Origin of the sequence: Phaeobacter sp. JH20_08, assembly GCF_048056635.1 — a bacterium.
GTDB lineage: Bacteria > Pseudomonadota > Alphaproteobacteria > Rhodobacterales > Rhodobacteraceae > Phaeobacter > Phaeobacter bryozoorum.
Genome location: NZ_JAYMVV010000005.1, coordinates 35,279 through 50,984, shown reverse-complemented (window position 1 = coordinate 50,984; position 15,706 = coordinate 35,279). Strand labels below are relative to the sequence as shown.

Genomic DNA, 15,706 nt, shown 5'->3' with positions numbered 1-15,706 from the left:
ACAGCGGATAGGCTGAGACGACTGCTACCCTGCTGCGGCGCCGGATTGAAAGCTGTACCGCGGCGAATACATTGCCTGCCAGCCGCCTGTCTCGGCCCACTGCTCAGCGGGCGGGTGCCGAGATATGTCACCGATCAGCCAGGGCACCAGGTCTCCGGCGCGGGCCAGTGATTGCACCTCCCGGCGTGTCAGAACGGGCAGAACACGAGGCCCATAAGCCTGCTCTACCGGATGGAGGATCAGCTGCGGCAGGCATTTAAACAGTCCCAGGCGATCTGCCGGGCCAAGCGTGGAGACCGCCATAGGGCCGGGATAAAACGTCTCGCTGGGGATTCCGTTCGACAGGATATTCTCGTGCTTTTTCAGTAGTACATGAACATAGGTAACCTGCGTCACCTCCCGTGCGAACGATGCAAATCCGGTTACCTGTGCCAGATGCTTGGCGCGCACATGCACCGGGCGCCCGCTACTGCGCTGTTTCATCAGGACGCAATGCTGAGGCGAAACAAGCAGCGCCCGCTCACCTCCAAAGGCGTCCGGGTCCAGTCGCACCGGCATCAGCGCCTCCGATAGGCGCTTGCGCGTGGCGGTGAACGACGATGCCCCAACCCATAGGATTTGCTGGGCACCCGCCCCCATTGTGCTGACACGATCACCGGGGCTGAGGTCTTCGACCTTGACGCGCCCGGTTGGCGTCTGGATCAGCGTCCCGGCCGTAAAACAGGGTATGCCCATCGCGTGCATTTCGGGCCCGTTGTCCACCTGCGACCGCTGCACCCCGACCAATGTGATGCTCTCCCCATTGGGGAAGGTCATGATCGCATCGCCGGTCCCGTCACCATTGGTATCGGTCACCACGACATCACCGATTTTGACTGGATCTCCAGCCAAATTGGTGAGCCCTGAAACATCCAGCTGATCAACCGTGGTCCCGTCACCGCTGTCCGTCAGATCGAAATCATAGATCAGATCGGATCCCGCCCCATCGGCCAACACCAGCTGATCGCGATCTGCATCCGCAGTCAGCCGAATGGTGTCGTCGCCAATGCCGCCAACAATCGTATCAGCACCAGCCCCGGCAACGATGGAATCGCTGCCGCTGCCACCCTTGATGGAATCGGCCCCCGCGCCGCCGGTTATGGTGTCGTCACCGCCTCGAGCATCTATATCGACCCCGGCACTATCCGCGCTGGCATTCACGACATCGGCCTGCTCGGTCAGGTTCAGACGCTCGATCTCCGAGAAACTGACCGTATCGGTTCCGTTGGTGATCGTCCCCATCTCGTCGCCGGTATAGGTCACAGTCACTGGCCCGGTCAGGCTCGACATGGAAAGCGTATCGCTGTCGTTGCCCCCTTCACCACCAACAATGGTGTCGTTGCCGAAGCCATCCTGGAGAAGGATGAGGTCCGCGTCGTCCCCGGCATCTATGCTGTCAGCGCCGGTTCCGCCCGCAATGGTGTCATTCCCGGCACCGCCATAGATGACGTCTGCGCCGGCACCGCCAATGATGCTGTCGCCCGAGGTATCCGTGTCACCCGGCAGAGCATAGTCGGCATCTACCCGGGTTGCGGTGACGTTTGAGTAGCCGACAACAACACTATCAAGCGAAATACTCTCGATCGTCTTGCTGGTTAGAAGAACGTTCTCGGCGTTGTTCGAGGCTTCCGGCATCATGTAGACGTGGCCGTCCGTGGTCTGGATGACCACAGCCGTGAACGTCCCGGTGGTGCCGTCGGTGAACGTTACCGTTGCGTTATAGACCATGCCGGTGTCGACGAGCTTGTCTACACCGTTGATATTGATCGTTTCCGGCGCGGCTTCGTCATCGAAGTCGATGCGCGTATTCGCATTATCGTCTGACGCGATGGCAGTCTGGAAGTTGTTATATAGCTCTGCCCCCGCGCTCCCGTATGTCCCCAGTAGAGCGTTCGGGTTTTCGTTGGCGGCGTTCCCCTCGACGCTGTCGACCTCGGACGCCGCCCCAAGATGAATGACCGTGTAGGTGTTCCCTGCGGTATTGCTTCCGCCGACCGAGGTTGCCGGGTTTTCACCCCCGTAGATCGTGTCGTCGCCCAAACCCCCATCGATGGTGTCAGACCCTTTGCCGCCGTAGATGAGGTCGTTGTCGTCCTGACCAAAGAGCCTGTCGGCCCCGGCGCCGCCGTCAACCGTGTCGGCCCCTACCCCGGCCCAGACAAGATCGTCGCCTGCGCCGCCGTCGACCACATCCGCTCCCGCGCCGGTCGATATCGTGTCATCACCAGCCCCACCCGTAACACTGTTGGCACCGCTGCCAGTTTGCACGTTGAGCGCCGAAGTCGCCGCAGAGCCGTCCAGCGTGTCGTCTCCCGAATGGAGATAGAACCGCTCAAACTCCCAGAAATAGGCCGTCTGCCCCGCAAATGTGACGGTTCCGTCCCCATCGCCGGTAAAGGTGACGTTGACATCAACACCCGCATAATCGCCGTAGACCTCAAGCATATCGCCCAGGGTCTCTCCGGTTTCGCCACCGTAGAGCGATTCGCCATCCATGTTGTCATAGATTGCAACCCAGTCATCTCCGCCCTCACCGTAGAAGGTGTCATTGCCGGTATCGGTATCGTAGTTATCGTTCCCCTCGCCGCCGAAGATAATGTCATCGCCCGAGGAGCCGGTCAGGTAGTCATCACCATCACCGCCATAGATAACATTGTCATTGGCGTCGCCGTTGATTGCGTCATTACCCGATGTGCCCGACATCGAATTGGCAGGGATCGTCGTCGCACTGCCGGATCCGCTGGTCGTGTACCAAGTATCTGGAACAAAATAGACATTCCCGTCACTTCCATAGTGATAGGTGCCAGTGTCACTGATGTTTGAGTAGGTCTGACCGTCGCCCTGATAGACACCGCTCCAGGTCCAGCTGCCAGTCCCGATGACGTCGGCTGAAGTAAAGTTGGATTGGTTCGCAGAAATCCCGTCGCCGGCATCCAGTGTGCCGTCGCCAAGAGTGACAAGATACCCAACCGTCATGGCCAGCCTCCGAGTCTACCGTTCCTCGAGTGCGCGCCGGTGGGCCTGCCGCGTCTCGACGGGTGCATCAGGTTAGGCTGTTATGGTTGAAACAAAATGAATACAGGGCTTGCAACGGTCCGAAAATCGATACTGCTTTGTAAAATATATTAAAATTTAAATAGTATTTGCCTCTTATCCATTCTGATTTGACGAGCACCAGAGGCATTCAGCACGGATATCGCAGCTGAACAGAGCGAGACTACAACCGTAGAGCGCGCCTCCCCTCGGTCTTCACCTAAAGACGAATATGCCGCGAGGTATCAGTTGGCCACACCGAAACGCCGATTGTGGCCGGAGAAGCCAGACCCTCAAAAGCATCAAAATATGTGGAAAAATGGCTGGGGTGGTAGGATTCGAACCTACGATCTTCAGTACCAAAAACTGTTGCCTTACCACTTGGCCACACCCCATCGGTGAGCGGGTGTCTAATGCCAGATTTCAGCAGGTGCAAGAGGGTTTTTGGAAAAAAATGCAGTTTTCATGCTTCCCTTTGGCTGGTCTGTTCTGACCCGGAAATACTCAGCTCTGGTGCTGGGTTTCTCAATCTCTTCCGGTCCTTACAAGGATGGAGCCGGCGCGATGCCCCCGTTCGACGGCGTGATGCGCCTTGGCGGTGTCGACCAGATCGAAAACCTCAGCGATGGGCAGATGCAACGCCCCAGCGGCTGCCGCATGTTCGATACGTTTGATCGCTGCACGACGGGCCACGGGCGGCAGCAGATAGACCAGCATCATCTCCAGCGTCACCGATTTGAACATCAACGGGTAGAACGGCAGCTGCGGTGTCATCTGCTGTGCCGACCCATAGGCCGTTATCCGACCATTTGGTGCAATGACCTCGGTGTCGACGGCACAGTTCGCACCAAACTCAACCTCTACGATATGGTCGACGTGGCGACCATCATTTGCCGCCAGGATCTGCTCTGCCAAGTCCCCGTCGGCATAGGCCAGGGTGGCGTCAGCTCCGGCCTGCCGGACCCGGTCCGCCGCGTGAGATGCGCAGGTCGCGATCACCCGCGCCCCGCCCCATCTGGCCAGCTGCACGGCCAATAGACCAACGGTGCCGGCACCGCCCTGAACGAGCACCGTTCGATCGGTGACATCCCCACCCGAGAACACCGCATGAGCAGCCGTTAGCGCCGGGATCCCCAGAGCCGCGCCCTGTTTCAGGTCAAGCCCTTCCGGCAGCGGAACAGCCTGCTCAGCCGGCAGCGTTATGGAGGTGGCGGCGGTCCCGAACGGCCGCTGCCACTGACCGTTCCAGATCCAGACGGCCTCCCCGATACGCGCCGGATCGACACCCTCGCCGACCTCCGCAATCACGCCCGACCCGTCACTATGGGGAATGATCACCGGATAGGGCAGCTCAGTCACTCCAGCGCGGGCGCCGGCCCTCGCCTTCACGTCAGAGGGGTTTACGCCGGAATAGGTCAGTTCCACACGCAGCTCACCTGGCCCCGGTGCGATATCGGGCAGGTCTTCCAGCTGCAGGACGGTTTCTGCCGCTCCAAACGCGCGATAGGTGACTGCCTTCATGATAGGGACCTCTTCGTACTGGCGAGCGCGATGCACACCCTCTGCTGCCCCCGTAGATGAGCGAAGACACGGCAGGCCTGCAAGCCCCCGCGTCTCCACCGCTCTCACCGGGTCGATGGTCCGCCCGATGGATTTTTACCGCTCAGGCAGGCACACCCGCGGACCGCAGCGCCTTGCTCCAATCCTTGCCGAAGGGGGCATTGGATGCCGCGTGATCTTTTTCGTAACGTGCAATGTTGAACCCCGGCTGCACGGTGAGCAGCGATTTCACGACCTCCCGCGCCTTGTCCGATTGCCCCAATGCCTGCAGGGCGATGGCTTTGGTCCGTAACGTTGCCGGGAAGGTCGGGTTGGCCTGCAAGGACCGGTCTGCCAGGTTGACTGCACGCTCGTAATTCTGCGCGCCCAGATTGGCCGTCGCCGAATATGAATCGAAGTAATAGCGCTGCGGTCCCAGCGGAGAGAGCCGCCGTGCGGCATCCGTCAGCCTTACCGCATCCTCCGGCTGGTTCTGATAGGCAAGGGTTGTGCCCTTCAGCAGCAATGCCAATGCTTCGTTCGGATTGTCCTTCAGTGCGAGATCATAGGAATCCTGCGCCAGATCGAACCGGAACATCAGGTGGCTGGCGATCAGCCCCCGTACCGTCAGTGCCAGAGAGAACGTCGGATCCTGGGCGAGCGCCGCTGCCACCAGCTGGTTGGCGAGATGCGCGTCAAGCTGACGATCCGTGGAGAAACCTTTCTGCACGCGCATCACATGCCACATCGCCATCCACGTCAGGGCAACCGGGTGCTGCACTTCACGTTCCAGCAGGACTGCGAGGATTTCCTGCGCCTGGTTGAACTGCGGCATCTGCATGTCCTGCATCAGCGCGATCGCCGCCATCAGCAAGGTATGGCTATCGTGTTTGGACAGCGGCCTGAAGCCAACCAAACGCACCGCTTCACCGACCACGGTCCAGCCGATCTGCGCGGTAACCTCTCGCAAGGCCATGCTGCACCCATTGGTCAGCATCGCGAGGGTTTCGGTGAAGTCTCGCGACCAGATGACCCGCTCCCGCTCGGCGTCATGCAGGTCAACCTGCAAACGGTAGGTCTGGCCCGTAACATTGACGGTCCCCGATACAAGATAGCTGGCACCCGCCATCGAATAGACTTCGCTAGGGCGGATCTGATGCGGATCGAACTGCCGCGACGCCAGATATGACGTGACGCAAAAGGCATGGCTGCGCGACAGGTGGCGCACCAACTCCTCCGAGAGCAATGCCCCAAGCGGAGATTTTGCATCCCCCGGCGCGCGGTGCACAAACGGCAGAACGGCGATCGGCGGCAACAGGCTGTCCAATACGGCGCGGCTGTAGTCACGCAGCATGCCCGTGGCGGCCCGATTGCGGGCATCGGCGCGCGTCAACTCATTGCGCTGCTGTTCCAACCAGACCGCAAATGTCGTTTCATGCGGCAGCTCAAAGCCTTCCATGAAATCGCCCTTGGCAGGGTCTGCATCTACTTCGATTTTCGACAGATCCAGGACCACGCGCTCTCGATTGGCGGACAGAAAGGACGCACATTCGCTTCCAAGATGCCGACGGAGAGTCGAGAGCGCGGTTCGCAAACTGGCCTTCGCCTGCTCTGGCTGGGCCAGACTCCACAGGGTACGCTCCAAAAACGCTCGTGTTCGCACACCGCCTTCTGCAGTAGACAAAAGTGCCAACAGTGCCTGGTGCTTTGAGCCGAGGAGAAGACTGTCTCCGTCGGGCAGAAAAACTCCAAACGCGCCAAAATGGCGAATTCTAAGTTTATTTTCCATATCCCAAACCCATTACCTCTAGCAATACAACCGGAACCTATAAACCCCAACTCCGACCGAATTGATTACCCACCCATTAACCATCTCACAAGAATCAATAAAAGTCACCACAAATAATACAACCTAAAGGATTTCAGTATGTTTGGATAACGCACACTTGTGGAGTATTCCCTCCAGCATCCAAACCACTGATCGGCATCCAGCTATTGACCACGGCTGACTGAGACGACAGCCGCAATATATTGTCTCCTCCAGATGGAGAAACTGCACATCCGGTGTCAGGACAGCCGAGCCGCGCAGGCGGAATAGTCGTCACATCCGACGCCGTTCTCTAACAGTCATTGATCGGGAGGCCGGATACGGATGCGAAATAATGCACCCTATGATTGTTTTGATTAATTTTCAGATATAAACCGATACCCGCTGCCGACAGTATCGACACGACCCACGCCACCATTCGGTAGGTGATACCCTACAACCATCAGCTGCTCAGATGACAGCCGCTGCAACAGCTTTTGCCGCATCCTGGCCGCGGCGGCCGGGAGTTGATCGGATGCGATTTCCCAGCCCGGCTCGGAGAAGCTGACATGTGCGTTGGTGATCGCATCACCCAGCACCATCACGTTATCCGTCCCACCTGAAATTTCAAACGACATATGGCCGGGTGAATGGCCAAAGGTCGCGTGTGCAGCAACACCCGGCAGGATCTCGGCGCCATCATCGAACAGGGTGACACCATCGGCAAGGATCTCCAGACGTCGGCGTGCGCCAACCGCCATGGACTCACGCGCCGCGCCGATTGACCCCACGGTTGCAGGATCAAACCAGTAGTCCCATTCCTTGCGCCCCATCATATGTTGAGCGTTGCTAAAGAGCGGTTCCTCGAAATCATCCAGAACACCCCAGAGATGGTCAGGATGGCAATGCGTGAACACCACATGCGTGACATCCTCCGGGCTGATCCCCACGGCAGCTAGCGCATCGGGCAGCTGTCCAGTCCCATCCTGAAAGGCGGGCCCCGCACCGGTATCAAACAGAATGATGTGATCCTTGTCGCGCAACAGCGTGACATTCACCTCCGGTGTGAGCGGCTCATCAGGAGACATCCCATGCTCCGCAAGGACACGCGCAAGCGCAGATGGCTCCAGATCCCCATACAGAAAAGAGGGCGGCAACTGCATTCGGCCATCTGAGAGGCTGAGCAGCTCCGCTGCGCCGAGCGACACTCTGGTTTCCGCCCAAACACGCCCGAAGGGCACCAGCGCGAGCCCGGCCCCCAACCCCTGCACAAAATGCCGTCTTGTTACTGCCATGGTTCGACTCCCTCTTCCGCAAGAGTAATAATATTCAAATATGTGCATAAAATGAAGCCCAATACGCCGGATAGAGGGCCTGACCCAAGAATAGCAAAAACCGACAGATAGAAACCTGTCGGCTTTTTCCTTTTTGTTTTCGAGGCGGTCGCCTATTTCCGGCTCAGCTCTTTCCAGACGCCATTCTCTACCACCGAGATGACAATGACATCGGCGCCCCTATGGTCATCCGGCCCATAGGTGATCTGGGTATCGGTCAAGGCATCAAAGAAATCGAGGCTTTCCATCCCCTTGATAAAGCTTTCATGAGTCAGATCGGGGCCTGCGGCCTCCAGCGCATTCACCACGGTATTGGCTGCACTATACCCGAGCATGGCAAAGCCACCGGCGGGCTGGCCGAACTTTGCTTCGTAATCCGCCATAAACTTCGCCGGAACGTCGTCCTCAGCCCGCGCGATCAGGTCAGCCCAGCCAGCCGCAGCATAGAGACCCTCCGTTACGCCGCCGGGCACCGCCGCCACCACCTCAAGAAAACCGGCGGAGGTGTTGAGGAATTTCGCCTCAGTCCAGCCCAGCTTCTTGGCGGTGCCAACCACGGTAATCCCCTGCCGCACGCCAAGAGCCATGGTGATGATATCGCATCCTTCGGACTTCAGTTTCGTCAACGAACCGACGAAGTCCAGCTCATCCGGCTTATGGGTCGTCTCGGCAGCGAAACTCAGCCCTAGTTCGGCAGCAACATCCTGGCTGCCCTCCTTGATCTCCTTGCCGAAATCCGACGGGATATACATCGAGCAGACTTCTTTCGCATCGAATTCTTCCGCCAAATAGGTCACACCGGCGCGGACCTGATCGTAATAGCTGGAAAACCCGATGAACTTATTGTCGATCGGCTCCTGCAACATCTGACGCGCAGCTGTCAGCGGGCTGATATTGGGAATGCCTTTCGGATCCAGCAATTTGAACCCTGCGATATTCATGGGCGTTCCCAACGACAGGAGCATTGCAAAGACCTGATCGCGATTCAGAAGCTTATTGTAGCCCTGCATGGCCCGCGGAATCTGATAGCCATTGTCTTCGACCACGAAACGAATTTGGCGGCCGTGAATGCCGCCATTGGCATTGGCCTCGTCAAACCGCAAATTGGCGCCATTTACGGCCGGCACACCAACAGCGGCAAATATTCCACTCAGGTCATTGACCGAGCCGAGCACAATTTCACTGTCGCTCACTCCTTGGGTCTGCGCCATCGCCTGAGGCGCAAGCCCCGCCGCCAGTGCGGCCCCGATAAAGCCCGCTGTCCATCTCTTCATCTGCGCTTACTCCCTTGTGTCCCCCGGCGCGGATGCGCCTGTTTGTCAATACATCTGGTCGATCAGGTTCTTGTGCTTTTTCTCCACCAGCCCACGTTTCAGCTTCATGGTCGCGGTCAGCTCGTCATCCTCGGCCGTGAGCAAAACGTTGATCAGACGGAAATCCTTGATCTGCTCGACACGCGCGAAATCACGGTTGACCGCATCGACCTCACCCCGGATCAGATCAACCACCGGTTCCGCAGCACAGAGCGAGGCAAAATCACTAAACGGGATTTTCCGATCCTGGGCAAATTTCTCGACGTTTTCCTGATCAATCATGATCAGGCAGGTCAGGAATTTGCGCCGGTCACCGATCACCACTGCGTCGGAAATATAGTGGCTGAACTTTAACCGGCTTTCGATTTCAGCCGGTGTGATATTCTTGCCGCCAGCGGTGATAATGATGTCCTTGATCCGCCCGGTGATGGTCAGGAACCCATCTTCGTCCAGCCGCCCGACATCGCCAGTGCGCAGCCAGCCGTCCTCGGTATAGGTCTCAGCCGTTTTTTCAGGCTTGCGCCAATATCCCTGGAAATTGTTGAGCCCCCAGAGCTGAATTTCCCCATCCGCCGCGATACGAATATCAACGCCCGGCACGGCCTGGCCAACAGTGCCCGGCCGATGCGACAACACCCGGTTTGCCGCGGTAAGTCCTGCGTTTTCGGTCATCCCGTAGCCCTCGATCAGCGGCACGCCAATCGACCAATACCAACGCAGCAGTTCAGGCGAAATCGGTGCCGCCCCGGTGCCGCCCCGGCGCAGCCGGTCCAGCCCGAGCATTCGGCGCAGATTACGCAGAACCAGCATATCCCAGATCCGATAGCGCAGGGCGATACCCGCAGGGACGGGTTTTGCGGCCAGCACATACTCGGCCCGCGCAGCCCCCGCAGCGACCGCCCGACCAAAGGCCCAGCGCCCCAGCCAGGTCGCCTCCTGCGCCAGGACCAGAACGCGGGAATAGACTTTTTCCCAGACACGCGGCACCGCAAAGAAGGTGGCCGGCGACACTTCCTGCATATTGTCGAAAACGGTTTCCGGGCTTTCGGCGAAATTCACCGTACTGCCGGCCGCCATTGGCAGGTAGACGGAGACGTTGCGCTCAAGGATATGGCAGAGCGGCAGGAAACAGAGCTGCTCATCCGTGGCGTAGCATTCCAGTGCACGCGCGCCTGACTCCATCGTCGCGAGGATGTTCTCGTGACTCAACATGGCGCCCTTGGGCAGGCCAGTGGTACCCGACGTATAGATGAGCAGCGCGGTTTCATCTGGCCGCGACCGGGCCACCGCGTCCTCGAAAGCGGTTGGATTTGCCATCTTGAAGGCCGCGCCCTGATCATAAAGCTGATCGAGAAACAGGCATCTGTCATGCTCCAGATCATGCAGCCCGTCGCGCTCCAGAATGATAACCCAGCGCAGATGCGGGACCTCGGCTTCGATCTCTAGGAACTTGTCCAGCTGCTCGTCGTTTTCCACCACCAGAAACCGGCTGCCGCTGTCATTGATCAAATAGGCCAGCTGCTGGGCGGAATCTGTCGTATAGACGCCAGACGCAATGGCCCCGGCGCCCTGGATGCCCATATCGAGATAGAGCCATTCCTTGCGGTCTTCGCTCAGGATCGAAACAACTTCACCTCGCTCAAGCCCCAGCGCCATCAGGCCCAGGCCGATCTTTTCCGCATGGTCCCAGTAGTCCTGCCAGGAATAGGCATTCCAGATGCCCATATCCTTTTCGCGATGAGCCGTCCGTTTGCCCAGTTGATGACAGCGCAGCGAAAACAATTTTGCCACGGTATCGCAGCCATCGACCATGACGGGCCGCTGCCCCGGCGTGGCATTGTAGCTGGCGCCGTTCAGTTCAACCTGAGGAAGCGGGGCCGCATCGCCGCCCGCCTGTGTTGTTATGTCTGCCGCCGACGCTGTCTGTGTCACCGCTGTCCTCGCATCCATTCAGGTCCCTAGTTGATCTCAGTCGCGCCGATCAGCGCCATGTCTTCTTGCGCTTCCAGCGTTTCTCGCTGCGCTGCCCGGCCTCCTGATGGCCGAGGTAAAACGCTTTGATATCCTCGCTGTCCATCAGCCGGTCGGCGCTGCCATCCATGACGATACGCCCGATTTCCATGACATAGCCGACATGCGCCAACTCCAGCGCGATCCGCGCGTTCTGTTCCACCAGCATCATGGTCACCCCCTCATCGCGGTTCAGCCGCTTCAGGATGCCAAAGATTTCCTGTACCAGCAGTGGCGACAGGCCAAGGCTTGGTTCATCCAGAAGCATGATGCGCGGACGGAGCATCAACCCACGCCCGATCGCCAGCATCTGCTGCTGACCGCCTGACAGTGTGCCAGCATCCTGATGGCGCCGCTCAGCCAGGATGGGGAAATAGTCAAACACCATCTGGCGGTCGCGCTCGATCTCGGCCTGATCACGGCGGGTATAGGCCCCGAGGGTCAGGTTTTCGTCAACGCTGAGCAACGGAAAGACCTCGCGCCCCTCGGGCACATGTACGATGCCCCGGCGGACGATCCGATGCGGTTCCTCACCTTGGATTTCTTCGCCGTCGAAGCTGACCGTGCCCTTCTCAGGATCCATGATACCCGAAATCGTCTTCAGCAGGGTAGATTTTCCAGCGCCATTGGCGCCCAGAACCGTGACGATCTGCCCGGCCTGAACCGATAGCGAAACACCGCGGATGGCCATGATCGGCCCGTAGAAACTCTCAAGATTGCGAATGTCCAGCAAGGCCGCGCCCATCACACCGCCCCCGCGCCCAGATAGGCTTCGATAACAGCCGGGTCGGCCTGCACTTCAGCCGGGGTGCCTTCGGCCAGTTTCGCGCCATCGGCGAGGGCCAGAACCCGGTCCGACACGCTGGACACCAGACCCATGTCGTGTTCCACCATCAGGACAGTGATCCCCATCTGTTTGCGGATATCGTCGATCCACCAGCGCATATCCTGGGTTTCCTCCACCGACAGGCCGGAGGCGGGTTCATCCAACAACAAAAGCCGCGGCCCCGAGGCCAATGCACGGCCAAGCTCGACAACCTTGCGGATGCCATAGGGCAACCCGGCAATCATCTTGTTGCGGTAGGCTTGCAGATCCAGGAAATCGATGACCTCCTCAACAGCAGCCCGGTGCAACCGTTCCTCGCGCCGGACACGTGGCGCAAAAAACAGCTCTTCAATCAGGGTAGTGCGCCGATGACGATGCCGACCGACCAGCAGGTTCTGCAGCACCGTCGCATGATCGAACAACTCGATATTCTGAAACGTCCGCGCAATGCCCAGATCCGCCACCGCATCCGCGTTGCACTGCAACAGGTCACGCCCATCAAAGCGGAACTGGCCGGAATGTGGTTGGTAGAACCTGGAAATCAGGTTGAATACGGTGGACTTCCCCGCCCCATTTGGCCCGACGATGGCATAGACCTCACCTTCCTCAACCGAGAAGCTGAGATCATTCACCGCCACAACGCCACCGAATTTCAACGTGGCATGTTCAATCTCCAACAGGCTCATCTGAGGCGCTCCGTCTTGAGATAGGATTTCTGACGCCGGAACATATCCTTGCGTGCGAAGGGGAACAGCTCAAACCAGATGCGAATCTTCAGCCAGCGTCCATAGAGGCCCATCGGCTCAAACAGAATGAACAGGATCAGGATCATGCCAAAGACGCCGGTTTCCAGACCCGGAATGGCAACCCCGCTGCCGAGCACGCTGTCTTTCAGGATCGACAGCCCCTGCGGCAGAAAGGCGACCACCACCGCGCCAAAAAACGCGCCATGTATTGATCCCAGCCCGCCAATCACGATCATCATCAGCAGCGTAATCGAGATCACCAGAGAGAAGGTCTCATTGTTAAAGGCACCGGCGTAATAGCCCATCAACGCCCCGGCCCAACCGGTGATCATGCAGCTTAGCCCAAAGGCGGTTGCCTTGGTCCGGGCGATATGTACGCCCATCGCGGTGGCGCTGACTTCACTGTCGCGCACCGCTGCAAAGGCCCGGCCAAGCGGTGACCGTAATAGATTGCGGTAAAACAGCGTTGAAATCACCGTGACACCAAGAACCAGATAGTAAAAGCGCACCGGCATGGTCCAGCGTTCAATCTCGATCCCAAATAGACGGATCACGTCAGGAAATTTGCCCGACACACCACCGGTCCAGGGTTCAAGCAGAACGATGATGTCATCGGCCAGGATCGACAGGGCAATGGTAGCAATCGCCAGATAGATCCCGTGCAATCGCAGGGCCGGAATGGCGATGATGGCCCCAACAACCCCGGTCAGGACCCCTGCCAGCGGGAACGCCAGAACAAAGGGCACACCCTGTTCAATCAGGATGGTATTGGCATAGCAGCCAATCGCCAGAAACGCAGCATGGCCAAGGCTGGCCTGTCCCGTCTGGCCGGTCAGCAGCATCAGCCCCAGCCCGGCAATCGCCCAGATCAGAACATTGGTGACCTCGCCGATGTAGAATTCGTTGATCAGCAGTGGCAAAGCCAGCGCCAGCACAATCAACGCACCATAAACCAGCAGGCTATGACGGTCAGGAAACAGGCGGATGTCGTGGTCGTAGCTGGTTTTGAACTGAATCCGCATCGCCTTATACCTTCTTTGTGCGCACTTGGCTGAACAGACCATGCGGACGGAAGACCAGCACCGCCAGCAACAGCACGTAAGGGGCAATCTGCGAATAGCCAGCCGCCAGGTAACGCGCGGCAAAAGGCTCGATAACGCCGACGATCAACCCGCCCGCCAACGCACCCGGAAGCGAGCCGAAGCCACCGATCACCGCCGCAGCAAAGGCCTTGATGCCCAGCAGCCCGGCATTTGGATCAATCGCGCCCTTCGACGCAAAGAGGATGCCCGCAACAGCCGCCGTCGCTCCCGAGAGCCCCCAGATGAGCCCCTGCACCCGCCTGACCGGAATGCCCATGAAATAGGCCGCCATCTGGTTTTGGCTGGCCGCCTGCATGGCCAGACCTAGCTTGGTGCGCTGAAAAAACTGGTAGAGCGACCAGGTCAACAGCACCGTGACAACAATCACCGCTATATCGGCCAGCCCCAGAACGACGCCGGCAAGCTGTACATCTCCCAGCGCCAGCGGGCTCTCAAGCGTCTGTGGCTCATGGCCCCAGATCGCACCGGCAAAGAAGCGAATGACAAAGCCCAGCGCGATCGTCAGGATGACAACCGCCGTCTGGTTCTGCCCAAAGAGATGACGTAGGATCAGCAGGTCAAGCAGATACCCAAGCCCGGCCATGATTGCGATCGACAGCGGTGCCGCGACCCAGAAGGGTAAGTCCAGATATTCAGCATTGGTCAGTCCCAGCGTAACGAAGGCGCCAAGCATCATGAAATCGCCCTGAGCGAAATTGACCGCCTCGGTCGCCTTGTAGATCAACACGAAGCCAAGCGCGATCAGACCGTAAACACAGCCGTTCGCGAGCCCGCTGACCAGCAGCTGCACTCCGTCCAAATTGTCCTCCCCCACCCGTTCAAGGCGGCTTTTCTTTTTTGCGCAGGTCCTATGCGTTTCAGACCTCCTCAAGCCAAAACGCCGCTGCGATTAAACCCAGAGTAGAGAGGTTGAAATTCACCTGTCAATCCGCGCGACACTGCGTCAGCGCCAGAAAAACAGGCTACCGCATTCGAAAAATGCCTCTACCATTCGCGGCGCAATCTTGGGCCGAACCGGTGCGCGAGGTGACCAGTCAGCCGCAGACGCTCTTTAGCGCAGCGCAGAATCTCGCGGCCGCTGCCGACAAGCGGTGCTCACTCCGCAGGCAGAGCCCGACCGGCCCAAGAGTGCTGTCAGTGTCCAGCGGCAGCTCTACCAGGGCGCCGCTGGCGAGGTCAGATTTCACCACCCCATGGCTGATGATCCAGACCGCCTGATGTGCCAATGTGAACTGGCGCCCAAACGTCGACGAGACTGTTTCAATGGCGGCCTCAGGCATCGAAATGCCCTGTTCCAGGAACATGCGTTCAACCGAAGGGCGAATAATTGACTTCGGCGGCGGCATCAAAACCGGAAACGCGCCGAACAGCGCATAGGGGAGATCCTGCGGTGCCAGCTCCGTCAGCGGATGGCCCGGTGCGACGACCACGGTTACCCGCTCACGGAACAGCGGATCGAAATCCAGGCCCACCATATTTTCGGGTGCCGGTAGTCGCCCTACGACCACATCCAGCTCTCCGCGCCGCAACAGATCCAGCAGATGCTGATTGTCTCCCGACATGACGGAAAACCGGTTGCGCGCGCCCTGCGTCCAGATATTGGCCAGCGCCTCCGGGACAACGGTTGCCGAGACCGTCGGCAAAGCCCCAATCGCGACCTTGGATCCTGCGGCCTCGTCCAGCCCACGTAGCAATTCGACACCGTCGCGTGTCAGGGCCAGACTGCGCCCCGCATAGTCCCTGAACATCTCACCATAGCTGGAGAGTCGAATGCCGCGACCGTGTTTCTCGACCAGAGGTTTATCGCAGACGGCTTCCAATTCGCGCAGCGCCCGCGTCACTGCCGGCTGGGTCATGCCCAGGCGCTCCGCCGCTTGGGTCACGCTCATCTTTCTGGCAACCTCGACAAAGACCTCCAGATGTCGGAGCTTCAGCTGAGATGAAAGGCGCATATCA

Annotated in this window: 11 protein-coding genes and 1 tRNA gene; all 12 read right to left on the bottom strand. The window is 59.0% G+C overall.

From position 1 onward, the window contains the following. Nucleotides 1–24: 24 nt before the first annotated feature. Nucleotides 25–3,015 (bottom strand): Hint domain-containing protein, encoded by a 2,991-nt coding sequence (locus tag VWY75_RS02290; RefSeq protein WP_416537146.1) that lies wholly within the window; start codon nt 3,013–3,015, stop codon nt 25–27. A gap of 377 nt (nt 3,016–3,392) precedes the next feature. Then, nucleotides 3,393–3,467: transfer RNA gene (locus VWY75_RS02285), tRNA-Gln, on the bottom strand. A 130-nt stretch (nt 3,468–3,597) separates the two neighbouring features. Continuing rightward, on the bottom strand, nt 3,598–4,593 hold the full coding sequence (locus tag VWY75_RS02280; protein WP_416537145.1) for an NADPH:quinone reductase: 996 nt from the start codon (nt 4,591–4,593) through the stop codon (nt 3,598–3,600). Between the two features lie 142 nt (nt 4,594–4,735). After that, nucleotides 4,736–6,400, bottom strand: a complete 1,665-nt coding sequence (locus VWY75_RS02275) for a tetratricopeptide repeat protein (protein ID WP_416537144.1) — start codon at nt 6,398–6,400, stop codon at nt 4,736–4,738. 395 nt (nt 6,401–6,795) lie between these two features. Next, the gene (locus VWY75_RS02270; RefSeq protein ID WP_416537143.1) at nt 6,796–7,713 is read right to left on the bottom strand and encodes an MBL fold metallo-hydrolase; all 918 of its coding nucleotides are present in this window, start codon (nt 7,711–7,713) and stop codon (nt 6,796–6,798) included. Between the two features lie 152 nt (nt 7,714–7,865). After that, the gene (locus VWY75_RS02265; RefSeq protein ID WP_416536374.1) at nt 7,866–9,026 is read right to left on the bottom strand and encodes an ABC transporter substrate-binding protein; all 1,161 of its coding nucleotides are present in this window, start codon (nt 9,024–9,026) and stop codon (nt 7,866–7,868) included. Between the two features lie 45 nt (nt 9,027–9,071). Beyond that, the gene (locus tag VWY75_RS02260) at nt 9,072–11,015 is read right to left on the bottom strand and encodes an AMP-dependent synthetase/ligase (protein ID WP_416537142.1); all 1,944 of its coding nucleotides are present in this window, start codon (nt 11,013–11,015) and stop codon (nt 9,072–9,074) included. A 31-nt stretch (nt 11,016–11,046) separates the two neighbouring features. Next, entirely contained in the window at nt 11,047–11,820 is a 774-nt protein-coding gene (locus tag VWY75_RS02255) for an ABC transporter ATP-binding protein (RefSeq protein ID WP_416537141.1), read from the bottom strand. Beyond that, nucleotides 11,820–12,587, bottom strand: a complete 768-nt coding sequence (locus VWY75_RS02250) for an ABC transporter ATP-binding protein (protein WP_340544166.1) — start codon at nt 12,585–12,587, stop codon at nt 11,820–11,822. Before VWY75_RS02250 ends, VWY75_RS02255 begins: the two co-directional genes overlap by 1 nt. Beyond that, nucleotides 12,584–13,669, bottom strand: coding sequence for a branched-chain amino acid ABC transporter permease (locus tag VWY75_RS02245; RefSeq protein ID WP_260082436.1), 1,086 nt, complete (start codon nt 13,667–13,669; stop codon nt 12,584–12,586). Before VWY75_RS02245 ends, VWY75_RS02250 begins: the two co-directional genes overlap by 4 nt. Before the next feature lie 4 nt (nt 13,670–13,673). Continuing rightward, a complete protein-coding gene (locus tag VWY75_RS02240; RefSeq protein ID WP_340544161.1) occupies nt 13,674–14,549 on the bottom strand; it encodes a branched-chain amino acid ABC transporter permease in 876 nt (291 codons plus the stop codon). A gap of 235 nt (nt 14,550–14,784) precedes the next feature. After that, nucleotides 14,785–15,702 carry a pca operon transcription factor PcaQ gene (pcaQ, locus tag VWY75_RS02235; protein ID WP_416537140.1) on the bottom strand — a complete coding sequence of 306 codons (918 nt, stop codon included), beginning with the start codon at nt 15,700–15,702 and terminating at the stop codon, nt 14,785–14,787. Nucleotides 15,703–15,706: the final 4 nt, after the last annotated feature.

What these genes read in the sequence shown, in the direction of transcription:
- VWY75_RS02290 (WP_416537146.1), bottom strand. Translation starts at nt 3,015, where the DNA reads ATGACGGTTGGGTATCTTGTCACTCTTGGCGACGGCACACTGGATGCC.
- VWY75_RS02280 (WP_416537145.1), bottom strand. Translation starts at nt 4,593, where the DNA reads ATGAAGGCAGTCACCTATCGCGCGTTTGGAGCGGCAGAAACCGTCCTG.
- VWY75_RS02275 (WP_416537144.1), bottom strand. Translation starts at nt 6,400, where the DNA reads ATGGAAAATAAACTTAGAATTCGCCATTTTGGCGCGTTTGGAGTTTTT.
- VWY75_RS02270 (WP_416537143.1), bottom strand. Translation starts at nt 7,713, where the DNA reads ATGGCAGTAACAAGACGGCATTTTGTGCAGGGGTTGGGGGCCGGGCTC.
- VWY75_RS02265 (WP_416536374.1), bottom strand. Translation starts at nt 9,026, where the DNA reads ATGAAGAGATGGACAGCGGGCTTTATCGGGGCCGCACTGGCGGCGGGG.
- VWY75_RS02260 (WP_416537142.1), bottom strand. Translation starts at nt 11,015, where the DNA reads ATGGATGCGAGGACAGCGGTGACACAGACAGCGTCGGCGGCAGACATA.
- VWY75_RS02255 (WP_416537141.1), bottom strand. Translation starts at nt 11,820, where the DNA reads ATGGGCGCGGCCTTGCTGGACATTCGCAATCTTGAGAGTTTCTACGGG.
- VWY75_RS02250 (WP_340544166.1), bottom strand. Translation starts at nt 12,587, where the DNA reads ATGAGCCTGTTGGAGATTGAACATGCCACGTTGAAATTCGGTGGCGTT.
- VWY75_RS02245 (WP_260082436.1), bottom strand. Translation starts at nt 13,669, where the DNA reads ATGCGGATTCAGTTCAAAACCAGCTACGACCACGACATCCGCCTGTTT.
- pcaQ (WP_416537140.1), bottom strand. Translation starts at nt 15,702, where the DNA reads ATGCGCCTTTCATCTCAGCTGAAGCTCCGACATCTGGAGGTCTTTGTC.